This is a genomic window from Actinomadura montaniterrae, from assembly GCF_008923365.1.
GTDB classification, from domain to species: domain Bacteria; phylum Actinomycetota; class Actinomycetes; order Streptosporangiales; family Streptosporangiaceae; genus Spirillospora; species Spirillospora montaniterrae.
Genome location: NZ_WBMR01000121.1, coordinates 18,441 through 29,055, shown reverse-complemented (window position 1 = coordinate 29,055; position 10,615 = coordinate 18,441). Strand labels below are relative to the sequence as shown.

The following is a 10,615-nucleotide window of genomic DNA, read 5'->3' as shown; positions in this document are numbered from 1 at the left end:
ACCCGCCCGATGCCGAGGGCGGCGGCATGCCCGAGGCCCGGCCGCCGGTTGTGCGCGAGGGCGGCCTTGCCGATCGCGCGGGCGGCCCGCTCGCGGTCGGCCCCGGCGGCGGCCCGCTCGTCCGCCCACCGCTCGGTCGTGAAGGTGACGGCGCCGCGCAGCGGCCACAGCATCGGGTTCGCGGCCGTCGCCACATGGACGAGCGCGCGGAAGACGTGGTGCCGCCCGGACAGGTGGGCGCGCTCATGCGCGAGCAGGACGCGCCGCTCCGCCTCGTCCAGGATCGCCAGCATCCCGGTGGACACGACGACGCGGCCGGGCCGGCCGGGGAGCGCGAACGCGTCCGCCGCGTCGTCCTCGACCACCGCGACGATCTCCCGGCCGGGCAGGTCGCGGGCCGCCCGGGCGCCCGCCAGCAGGGCGCGGATCCGTCCCGCCGCGGCGTAGCCGGCCGCCGCGAGGCTCGCGGCCAGCGCCGGGCCCGCGACCGTCGCCACGATCGGGCTGGTCTGCGGGTCGTGGTGCAGGACGTGCTCGGACAGGTGGCCGAGCGCCGCGATCACCGGCAGCCGCAGCGTCCCGCCGAGCGCCAGCACGGCCAGCGTCGCGGTGCTCGCCAGCGCCAGCACGACGGCGGTGGCGGTGAGCAGCCAGGTCGCGGTGCACGGCGGGAGCCGTCCCGACAGCGGTCCGGCGGCGAGGGCCATCACGGCGGGCACCACCAGGGGCAGCAGGCCGTCCAGGTCCATGGCCGCTCACCCGCTCCCGAGCAGCGTGCGGACCAGCCGCTCGTCCTGGTCGGAGAGGGACTCGACGAACCGCGCGAGGACGGCGGCGCGGTCGGGCCGCCCGTCCAGGGCCTGGTACATGCGCCGGGCGACGAGCCCCGGCTCGTCGCTGACCGGCGCGTACCGGTAGGCGCGGCCGGACTTGCCGCGGACCAGCAGCCCCTTGCCGTGCATGCGGGTCAGGATCGTCACGACCGTGGTGTAGGCGAGGTCGCCGTCGAGGCGCTGCCGCACCCCGGCCGGGCTCAGCGGCTCCCCGGCCTGCTGCAGCACGGTCATGATCTCCGACTCCAGGGCGCCCGCCGCCCTGCGTCCGCCGGTCATGGGCGCCCCCTCGTGAAACCCTCCGACCGCCCTTCGCACCCCAGTGTGGCACGCGGGGCGCTCACCTCACCCGCCGGTGCGCGCCGCGCGTGCCCGCCGGGCGGCGCGGCGGCGCCTGGACCGGATCCCCGGGCGCCCGACCCCGCGAGCCGGTGCTCTTGCGGCGCGCCTTGAGCAGTTCGAGGGCGACCGGGACGAGCGACAGCGCGACGATCACCGCGACGGCCGGGAGCAGGTAGTGGTCGACGTTCGGGATCGAGGAGCCGAGCAGGTAGCCGCCCAGCACCAGGCCGAGGCTCCACACCAGCCCGCCGGCGATCTGCCAGATCGTGAACACCTTGGTCGGCACGTCCAGGGCGCCCGCCAGCGGGTTCAGGACGGTCCGGACGACCGGGACGAACCGGGCCAGCACGATGGCCTTGCCGTGCCCGTACCGGGCGAGGAACTCCTCCGCCCGCTGGACCCCTTCCAGCAGGTGCCGGTTGCGGCTGCGGGCGAGCAGCGCGCGCCCGCCGCGGCGCCCGATGACGAAGCCGGTCTGCGCGCCGGCCAGCGCGCCGAACGCGGCCGCGAGCATCACCCAGGGCAGCGACAGCCGGGTGTCGCCGTGCGAGCTCGCCGTGCACAGCAGCCCGGCGGTGAACAGCAGCGAGTCGCCCGGCAGGAAGAAGCCGATCAGCAGCCCGGTCTCGGCGAACATCACCACGGCGATGCCGATGGCGCCGAAGGCCGCCAGCAGCGACCCCGCGTCCAGCGGGTTCACCACCGCGGGCAGCGCGCCGAAGGCGTCGATCATGGGATCCCCCGTGTTCAGGAGGGACCGGGCCCGCGCCCGGTCCGGCGTCCCCGAAATCTACACGCTTGTAGACGGGGGTCGCGACCGCGTCGCACCCGATGATCATCGCACGGCGGGGCGGGCCGGCGGGCCGGAAGCGGGATCCCCGAGCCGATCTCCCGGCGGGCCCGGCGCAGCGCGGGCAGCGCCGCCCGCGCGGGCCACCCCTCGGCCGCGACGCGCAGGGCGAGCTCGCCGGTCGGGGCGACGTAGGCCTCCAGCCGGTCGCCGGCGGCCCGGGTCAGCCGGGGCCGGACGGGCAGGACCAGCCCGCGGTGCGCGGTGCCGTCCGAGGTCAGCCGGATCTCGACGGTGCTCGCGCCCGCGCGCAGCCGCAGCCACAGCCCCCAGGTCCGGTCGGCGAGGCCGGTCGGGCGGATCACGGCGTCCGGGACGAACACGGCGTCCCAGGTGATCTCCCCGTTCCGCGCGCCGACGGTCACCGGCACCTCGAACGCGCGGCCGTCGCGGTGCCGGTCGCGGATCTCCAGGACGCCGGACAAGCCCGTCCCGGGCCCGAGGCGGCCGAGCGGGTTGGCGACGGTCCCGGACACGTGCAGCGCCCGGCCCGCCCGGCGCATCCGGGTGACCTCGCCGCCGAGCCGCAGCGCGCCCAGCGGGGCGGTCCCGAGGCCGAGGTCGGTGATGTCGAGGACGCGGCGGCCGAGGGGGGTGCCGAGGTGGGCGCCCGGCCAGTAGACCCGCCCGTCCCGCTCCACGGGCTCGATCGCGAGGACGGGCCTTCCGGCGCCGCGGGGCGCGTAGTCGGCGGCGGCCATCGCCGCGGCGGTGTCGCCCTCCAGCACCATCAGCGCGGCGATCGCCGGGATCCGCCCGGCGTCCGCGAGGAGCGTCTCGTCCAGCTCGGCGAGGTAGCCGCGGGCCAGCTCGACGAACGCGTCCCGGTGGCCGGGCTCGCGGCCGCGCAGCTCGCGCAGGCAGCGCGGCAGCACCCGCCCGGTGAACCGGGCCTCGACCCGGCGCGCGAGGTGCTCCGCGCCTCGCGCGCGGAGCAGCGCGCCGGTCCGCCGGAGGATCTCCAGCCGGTCGGCGAAGTCGCCCAGGTCGGTCGGCGGGACGCCCGCGCGGTCCGCGGACCGGTGGAGCACCCGGTCGGGCACGACGGCGATCGGCCGGGCCGACGCGTAGGCGGCGGCCGTGAACAGCAGGTCCGCGTGCCGCAGCCGGCACACGAACCGCAGGTGCTGCCGTTCCAGGAACGCGCGGCGGTAGCACTTGTCGGCGGCCATCGCGTCGTCCAGCAGCTCCGGCGCGTCCGCGATCGACGGATGGAGCCGCCGCTCCCCGTACAGGTGCGGGAACCGGGTCCGCTCCCCGCCGCGGGACGCCTGGACGGAGCGTCCCGCGACGAGGTCGGCGCCCGCCTGCGCCGCGGCGGTCACCATGGTCTTGCAGGCGTGCGGGTCGAGGGTGTCGCCGGCGTCGAGGAACATCACGTACCGGCCGCGCGCGTAGCGCAGGCCGAGGTTGCGGGCCCGGCCGTCGCCGCCCGACCGCTCCTGGAGCGCGAAGGCCCGCACCCGGTCCCGGGCCCCCGCGACGAGCCGCGCGGTGGCGCGCGCGGCGGGCGGGCCGCCCGCCTCGTCCACGATCACGACCTCGACGCCCGGCAGCGACTGCTCCAGCGCCGAGCGGACGGAGCGGGCGAGCCCCTGGGGGCCGCCGCGGGCGACCACGACGACGGTCACGTCCGGATCCGGCAGCACCCGGCCCACCTCCTCGCCCCGAGCGGATCACCGGCAGATGAACAGGCCACTGGCCGGATGTTAGGAGGCCGAGGGTTATCGGAACGTAAGCGCCGCGGCACCCCGCCGCGAACGCGGGGCGTCGGCGCGGGGGCGGGTCTCGCGGGACCGCCGGGCGGTCAGCCGACGCGGCCGACGCCGCCCAGGTAGGAGGGGACGGTGAAGTCGGGCAGGACGTCGTCCTGCCGCCAGCTCTGCACCGGGACCAGCCCAGGCTCCAGCAGCTCGGTGCCGGCGAGCAGCCGGCCGACGGCGGCCCGGCCGCGCAGGGTGAACGACCGCGACGACGTCGTGGTGTAGACGTCGCCGATCTCGTCGAACGCCTCCCCCGGGCGCTCGCCCGGGAACGGGTGCGAGACGACGAGGTGGCTCCCGGCCGCGCACCGCTCCCGGAACGCGCCGACGATCGCCGCGGCCTCCGCGTCGTCCGGCACGAACTGCAGCACGGCGCAGAACACAACGGCGACCGGCTCGGTGAAGTCGATGCGAGCGGCGACGCCGGGATGCTCCAGGATGCTCGCGGGGTCGCGCAGGTCGCCGTCGACGACGGCCGTCGCCGGGTTGTCGGCGAGCAGAGCGCGCGCGTGCACGAGGACCATCGGGTCGTTGTCGACGTACACCACGCGCGAGTCGGGCGCATGGCGCAGCGCCACCTGGTGCACGTTCTCCTGGGTCGGCAGCCCGGCGCCGATGTCGAGGAACTGGCGGACGCCGGCCTCGGCGAGCGCCCGCACGGCCCGGCCGAGGAAACCGCGGTTGTCGCGCGCCGCGACCCGGATGTCGGTGCCGCTCTCCCGGCTGGCCGCGATGACCCTCTCCGCGGCGTCCCGGTCCACCTGGTAGTTGTCCTTGCCGCTCAGGTAGTAGTCGTACATCCGCGCGACGCTCGGGACGGTGGTGTCGACCCCCGCCGGCGCCTGCTCGGGACCGCTCACCGGTCACCGCCTTCCGCTCGTGTTGTGCGATCACACTAGTCGTCAGGCCCCTGACGCCGCCCAGGAGGAACGATCTTTCCCCGTTTCGTTACCGGGCGGGCCGGCGCCCGTCCCGGCTCCGATAACGTCGCGTCCATGCGGCTTCATGTGGGATGCGCGATGTGGGCGCACGCGCCGTGGCAGGGCCGCTTCCTGCCCCATCCGCTGCCTCCGGCCGAGCGGCTGCACGCGTACGCGTCGTGGTGCAACGCCGTGGAGGGCAACACGACGTTCTACGCGACGCCCGCGCGGGCCACGGTCGAGTCGTGGGCGCGGCAGACCGCGCCGGACTTCCGCTTCCTGCTCAAGCTGCCGAAGGCGATCACGCACGAGCGGCGGCTCGCGAACCCCGGCGAGGACCTGCGGTCGTTCCTGGCCGCGATCGAGCCGCTCGGCCCCCGCGTCCACGCCCTCTGGATCCAGCTGCCCGGCGCGTTCGGGCCGAACGACCTCGGCGCGCTGGCGGCGTTCCTGCGCGGCATGCCGCCCGCGTACCGGTACGCCGCCGAGGTCCGGCACCGGGCGTTCTTCGAGGACGGCGGGGCCGCGCGCGACCTCATGCGGGTCCTCGGCGGGGCCGGGGCCGAGTGGGTGCCGTTCGACACGACCGTGCTGTTCCGGAGCCCGCCGACCAGCGACGCCGAACGGGACGCGTGGACGAAGAAGCCGCGCGTGCCGCGCCGGGCGCCCGCGCTGACCGACCGGCCCGTCGTCCGCTACCTCGGCCGGGACGACACGGACCGCACGGTCGAGGGCTGGCGGCCGTGGGCGGAGAAGGTCGCCGGCTGGCTGCGCGAGGGACGCTCGCCGACGGTGTTCGTACACACCCCCGACAACGCCGAGGCGCTGCCGCTGGCCCGCCGCTTCCACGACGAGGTGCGCGCCCTCGTCCCCGAGCTGGAGCCGCTCCCCGAGCCCGTCCCGGCCGAGCCCCCGACGCTCTTCTGAAGGGATGACCGGTGCCCGCCCATGACACGGTGCCCGCCTTTGACGTCGTCGTCGCCGGTGGCGGCCACAACGGCCTCGTCGCCGCCGCCTACCTCGCCCGCGCCGGGCGGCGCGTGCTCGTGCTCGAACGCCTGCCGCACCTCGGCGGGCTGGCGGTGTCGGCCCGGCCGTTCGCCGGCGTGGACGCGCGGGTCTCCCGGTACTCCTACCTGGTCAGCTTGCTGCCGACGAAGATCGTCCGGGACCTCGGGCTGCCGGTCGAGCTGCGCCGCCGCCGGTTCGCCTCCTACACGCCGTCGGGTGACACGGGCGTGCTGGTCGACGGCGCCGACGACGCCCGCACCGCCGCGTCGTTCGAGGCCGTCACCCGGGACGACCGCGACTTCACCGCATGGCGCCGGTTCTACGGCCTGGCCGGGCACGTCGCTGAGCGGGTCGCGCCGACCCTGCTGGAGCCGCTGCGCGACCGCGCCGCCCTGCGCGCGGCGGTCGGCGACGACGAGGCGTGGCGGACGTTCTTCGAGCGTCCGATCGGCGCGTCGGTGGACGAGCGGTTCCGGCACGACACGGTGCGCGGGATCGTGCTGACCGACGCCCTGATCGGCACGTTCGCCGACCCGGCGGACGGGTCCCTGCTCGCGAACCGCTGCCTGCTCTACCACGTGATCGGGAACGGCACCGGCGACTGGAACGTGCCGGTCGGCGGCATGGGCGCGGTGACGGAGGCGCTCGCCACCGCCGCGCGGGCGGCGGGCGCGGACCTGCGCACCGGCATGGAGGTGCTCGCGATCGACCCGTCGTCGGGAGAGGTGACCTTCCGCGACGAGGACGGCGCGGAGCACGCGGTGACCGCGCACCGGGTCCTCGCCGCGCTGCCTCCTGCGGTGCTGTCCCGGCTCCTCGGCGAGACCCCGCACGACCCGCCGGAGGGGTCGCAGCTGAAGGTGAACATGGTGCTCGCCCGCCTGCCCCGGCTGCGCGACCCGGCGGTCCGTCCCGAGGAGGCGTTCGGCGGCACCTTCCACATCAACGAGGGCCGCGACCAGCTCTCCGCCGCCCACGCGCAGGCGGCGGCCGGGACGATCCCGGACGTCCCGCCGGCGGAGGTGTACTGCCACTCCCTGACGGACCCGTCGATCCTGGGCCCGGACCTGCGCCGCTCCGGGACGCACACGCTGACGCTGTTCGGACTGCACATGCCCGCGCGGCTGTTCCGCTCCGACCCCGCGCGGGCGCGGGACGAGGCGCTGCGCGCGACGCTCGCCTCCTTCGACTCCGTGCTCGCCGAGCCGATCGAGGACTGCCTGCTGCGCGCGCCGGACGGCACGCCGTGCCTGGAGGTGAAGACGCCCGTCGACCTGGAACGCGACGCGGGCCTGCCCGGCGGCCACATCTTCCACCGCGACCTCGCCTGGCCCTACGCGGAGGACGAGGCCGCCGGACGGTGGGGCGTCGAGACCGGCCACCCGCGCCTGCTGCTGTGCGGCGCGGGCGCCCGCCGCGGCGGAGGCGTGAGCGGCATCCCCGGCCACAACGCCGCCCGCGCCGTCCTCGAAACGCGCTAGATCTGGAGCTGGTCGGCGAGGCGGGCGCGGTGCGCGCTCGGACGGCCGAACAGGAGCTCGGAGCTCTTCGCGCGCTTGTAGTAAAGGTGCGCGTCGTGCTCCCAGGTGTAGCCGATGCCTCCGTGGAACTGGACCATGTCCGTCGCCGTCCGGAAGTACGCGGGCCCGATGTAGGTCTGCGCCAGCGCGGCGGCCGTGGGCAGTTCGGCGATGTCGTGGTCGGCGGTCCAGGCCGCGTAGCGCAGGACGGACACGGCGAGCTCCCACGCGCTGTACATGTCGGCGCAGCCGTGCTTGACGGCCTGGTACGAGCCGATGGGGCGGCCGAACTGCACCCGCGCCTTCGCGTACCCGACGGTCAGCTCCATCGCCCGCCGCATCCCGCCGACCTGCTCGGCGGCCAGCGCGACCGCGGCGAGGCCGGTGACGGTCTCCAGCGCCGCGCCGGGGTCGGCGCTGATCAGCCGGCGGGCCGGGGCGGCGGCGAAGTCGATCCGGGCGAGCCGCCGCGTGGGGTCGAGGCCGGTCAGGGCCGTCCGGGTGACGCCGGGCGCGCCGCGCTCCACCGCGAACCAGCCGGGGCCGGCGGGCGTGCGCGCGTAGACGAGGATCAGGTCGGCGGAGTCGCCGGCGAGGACGGGGCTCTTGGTGCCGGTCAGCTCCCAGCGGCCGTCGCGCTCGGCCGCCGCGGTGGTGCCGCCCGCGAGGTCCCAGGCGCCGTCCTCGGCCGCGGCGACCGTGCCGATCAGCTCGCCCTCGGCCAGCTTCGGCAGGTAGTCGCCGCCGGCGCCCACGTCGTCCAGGGCGAGCAGCGCGTCGGTGGCGAGCACGGCCGAGGCAAGGAACGGAGACGGTGTCAGCGCGCCGCCGAGCTCCTCCAGGACGACGGCCCGCTCCACATGGCCCGCGCCGGCGCCGCCGAACGACTCCGGCACGACCAGGCCGAGGACGCCGAGCTCGCCGAGGGTGCGCCACAGATCGCGGTCGAACCCGTCCGCCGAGTCCATCGCCGCGCGGACCTTCGCGCTCGGCGCCCGGTCGGCGAGCACCTTGCGGACGGTGGCGCGCAGTTCCTCCTGCTCGGGGTCCAGTACGAGCCTCATCGGGCGTCCTCCGTCCGCTGCGTGCCGACCTTCAGGTCGCGGAACGGGACGTCCCGGTCCACCTGCGGCTCCTTCGGCAGCCCGAGGACGCGCTCGCCGATGATGTTGCGCTGCACCTCGTTGGTGCCGCCCGCGATGCTGGTGGCGGGCGCCGAGTTGATGCCGAGCGCGAGGTCGTCGCCGTGCCGGTCGCCGGGCTCCCACGCGACCGCGTCCGCGCCGGCGAGCTCCCCGGCGACCTCGATCGCGCGGCGCAGCTGGAGCGCGCCCGCCAGCTTGGCGACCGAGCCGCGCGCCCCCGGCGGGCGGCCCGCCTGCGCCTCCTGCCGCATCCGCGCGTTGAGCAGCTCCAGAGCGCGCTCGTGCGCGTACAGCCCGGCGAGCCGCTCGCGGTGCGCCGGGACGTCGGTGACGCCCTGCCGGCGGGCCAGGCCGAGCACCGCGTCGAACGTCAGCGCGCTGTTGCGGGACGGCCGCGACGACCCGATCGACACCCGCTCGTGCCCGAGCATGGTGATCGCCGCCCGCCAGCCCTGCCCGACCTCGCCGACGACGGCGTCCGCGGGGACGCGCACGTCGTCGAGGTACACCTCGTTGAACGGCGCCTTGCCGGACATGTCCTTCAGCGGCCGGACGGTCACGCCCGGCGCGTGCATGTCCACGATGAACATCGTGATGCCCGCGTGCTTCGGGACGTCCGGGTCGGTGCGGGCGAGCAGCGCGCCGAAGTCGGCCCACTGCGCGTTCGTCGTCCAGACCTTCTGCCCGTTCACCACCCAGCCGTCGCCGTCGCGGACGGCTCGCGCCTGCAGGCTCGCCACGTCCGACCCGGCGCCCGGCTCGGAGAACAGCTGGCACCAGATCTCCTCGCCGCTGAGCAGCGGCCGCAGGTAGCGGCTCTTCTGCTCGGGGGTGCCGAGGTCGACGAGCGTCGGCCCGCACATGCCCATGTTGACGATGAACGGGTAGGTCGGCAGGTCGTACTCGGCGGCCTCCTCGGCGAAGATCTGCTGCTCGGCCGTGCCGAGCCCCTGCCCGCCCACCTCTTCCGGCCAGGTGATGCCGGCGAAGCCCGCCTCGTACAGCGCCGCCTGGAACCGCTTGGCCGCGGCGAGCAGCTCGTCGGGCGGCAGGCCGGCGACGGGGCCGGGGGCGTTCGCGGCCAGCCACGCGCGGACCCTCGCGCGGTAGTCCTCTGTCATCTCGTCGTCTCCACTCGTCGGCGTCCCCGCTCGTCAGATCTCGTTCGCGTCAGATCTCCTGCGCGTGCAGGCCCGCGCGGGCCTTCTCGGCCAGCTCGACGCCGAGGGCCGCGCGCTCGCGGGCCTCCGCCAGGTAGCCGTCGTCGGCCATGTGGCCGGCCAGGTAGCGGGCCTGCACCCCGGCGCCGATGCACGCCGACCGCCAGTGCGCGAACGCCACCCAGTACGGCAGGTCGGACACGTCGCGTCCGGACAGCCGCGCGTACCGCCCGGCGAGGTCCGCGCGGGACGCGAACCCCGGCATCGTCGTCGGCCCGAGCGGCGCGGCGCCGGGCGGATCGCCCGGCTCCTGCCAGGTCGAGACGAGGTAGCCGAGGTCGGCGAGGGCGTCGCCGGACGTCGCCAGCTCCCAGTCGAACACCGCGCGGACGGTCCCGTCCGGCCCGAACGCGAGGTTCCCCGCCCGGTAGTCGCCGTGCACGATGCCGGTGCCCTGCGGCGGGACGTCCGCGGCCAGCAGGTCGTGGACCTCGACCAGCAGCGGCAGGTAGTCCGCGCCCGACTGCCGCGCCTGGTGCAGCCAGCGCCGGAGCTGCCGCTCGGCGAAGCCGGTGCGGCGCACCATGTCGCCGAGCCCCACCTCGTGCGGGTCGAGCGCGTGCAGCGCGGCGAGAACCTCGACCAGGTCGTCGCACGCCTTCGCCCTCGCCTCAGGCACCAGCCTCTCGGCGGCGGCGCGGTCGGCGAGGACGGTCCCGTCGACGAACCCCATCACGTAGAACGGCGCCCCGGTGACGGCGGGGTCGTCGCAGAACGCCAGCGGCGCCGCGACGGGGACGGCGGTCCCGGCCATGGCCGAGATGAACCGCCACTCCCGTCCCATGTCGTGCGCGGTCTCCAGCACGCCGCCCATCGGCGGGCGGCGCAGCGCGTACACGGCGCCCGCCGCGTCGGTGACCCGGTAGGTGAGGTTGGACCGGCCGCCCGACACCAGCGCGAACCGGACCGGGGCGGCCAGCCCGCCGACGTGGGCCGCCAGCCACTCCCCCACCCGCTCGGCGTCGATCCCCGGCGGACCGCCCGGGCCGGCGGCGTGCGCGTCCGGCATCG

10 protein-coding genes are annotated in these 10,615 nt (G+C 76.2%); 2 read left to right on the top strand and 8 right to left on the bottom strand.

Annotation, left to right across the window (positions count from 1 at the left end; genetic code table 11):
- The 5 genes from F9B16_RS31790 to F9B16_RS31770 form a co-directional block, all read right to left on the bottom strand.
- Positions 1-749 (bottom strand): M56 family metallopeptidase (locus F9B16_RS31790; RefSeq protein WP_151543911.1); only part of this gene is annotated, 749 nt, incomplete at its 3' end.
- A 6-nt stretch (positions 750-755) separates the two neighbouring features.
- On the bottom strand, positions 756-1,112 hold the full coding sequence (locus F9B16_RS31785) for a BlaI/MecI/CopY family transcriptional regulator (protein WP_151543910.1): 357 nt from the start codon (positions 1,110-1,112) through the stop codon (positions 756-758).
- 61 nt (positions 1,113-1,173) lie between these two features.
- Positions 1,174-1,908, bottom strand: coding sequence for a DedA family protein (locus F9B16_RS31780; RefSeq protein WP_151543909.1), 735 nt, complete (start codon positions 1,906-1,908; stop codon positions 1,174-1,176).
- A 14-nt stretch (positions 1,909-1,922) separates the two neighbouring features.
- A complete protein-coding gene (locus tag F9B16_RS31775; protein ID WP_192809084.1) occupies positions 1,923-3,674 on the bottom strand; it encodes a glycosyltransferase family 2 protein in 1,752 nt (583 codons plus the stop codon).
- 158 nt (positions 3,675-3,832) lie between these two features.
- A complete protein-coding gene (locus F9B16_RS31770) occupies positions 3,833-4,648 on the bottom strand; it encodes an SAM-dependent methyltransferase (RefSeq protein ID WP_151543907.1) in 816 nt (271 codons plus the stop codon).
- 135 nt (positions 4,649-4,783) lie between these two features.
- Here F9B16_RS31770 and F9B16_RS31765 point away from each other — a divergent pair, with 135 nt between their 5' ends.
- Complete coding sequence (locus F9B16_RS31765) at positions 4,784-5,635, top strand: DUF72 domain-containing protein (RefSeq protein WP_151543906.1); 852 nt, start codon at positions 4,784-4,786, stop codon at positions 5,633-5,635.
- Positions 5,636-5,646: 11 nt separating this feature from the next.
- The gene (locus F9B16_RS31760) at positions 5,647-7,200 is read left to right on the top strand and encodes a phytoene desaturase family protein (RefSeq protein WP_225992115.1); all 1,554 of its coding nucleotides are present in this window, start codon (positions 5,647-5,649) and stop codon (positions 7,198-7,200) included.
- Here F9B16_RS31760 and F9B16_RS31755 read toward each other — a convergent pair.
- Genes F9B16_RS31755 through F9B16_RS31745 form a run of 3 tightly spaced genes read right to left on the bottom strand, consistent with a single transcriptional unit; the run spans position 7,197 to position 10,613 of the window.
- A complete protein-coding gene (locus tag F9B16_RS31755) occupies positions 7,197-8,303 on the bottom strand; it encodes an acyl-CoA dehydrogenase family protein (RefSeq protein WP_151543905.1) in 1,107 nt (368 codons plus the stop codon). The two genes, F9B16_RS31760 and F9B16_RS31755, sit on opposite strands and share 4 nt — an antisense overlap.
- A complete protein-coding gene (locus F9B16_RS31750) occupies positions 8,300-9,505 on the bottom strand; it encodes an acyl-CoA dehydrogenase family protein (RefSeq protein WP_151543904.1) in 1,206 nt (401 codons plus the stop codon). Before F9B16_RS31750 ends, F9B16_RS31755 begins: the two co-directional genes overlap by 4 nt.
- A gap of 49 nt (positions 9,506-9,554) precedes the next feature.
- Positions 9,555-10,613: a phosphotransferase family protein gene (locus tag F9B16_RS31745; protein WP_151543903.1), complete on the bottom strand. Its 1,059-nt coding sequence runs from the start codon at positions 10,611-10,613 to the stop codon at positions 9,555-9,557.
- Positions 10,614-10,615: the final 2 nt, after the last annotated feature.

What these genes read in the sequence shown, in the direction of transcription:
- F9B16_RS31750 (WP_151543904.1), bottom strand. Translation starts at nt 9,505, where the DNA reads ATGACAGAGGACTACCGCGCGAGGGTCCGCGCGTGGCTGGCCGCGAAC.
- F9B16_RS31745 (WP_151543903.1), bottom strand. Translation starts at nt 10,613, where the DNA reads ATGCCGGACGCGCACGCCGCCGGCCCGGGCGGTCCGCCGGGGATCGAC.
- F9B16_RS31765 (WP_151543906.1), top strand. Translation starts at nt 4,784, where the DNA reads ATGCGGCTTCATGTGGGATGCGCGATGTGGGCGCACGCGCCGTGGCAG.
- F9B16_RS31755 (WP_151543905.1), bottom strand. Translation starts at nt 8,303, where the DNA reads ATGAGGCTCGTACTGGACCCCGAGCAGGAGGAACTGCGCGCCACCGTC.
- F9B16_RS31785 (WP_151543910.1), bottom strand. Translation starts at nt 1,112, where the DNA reads ATGACCGGCGGACGCAGGGCGGCGGGCGCCCTGGAGTCGGAGATCATG.
- F9B16_RS31780 (WP_151543909.1), bottom strand. Translation starts at nt 1,908, where the DNA reads ATGATCGACGCCTTCGGCGCGCTGCCCGCGGTGGTGAACCCGCTGGAC.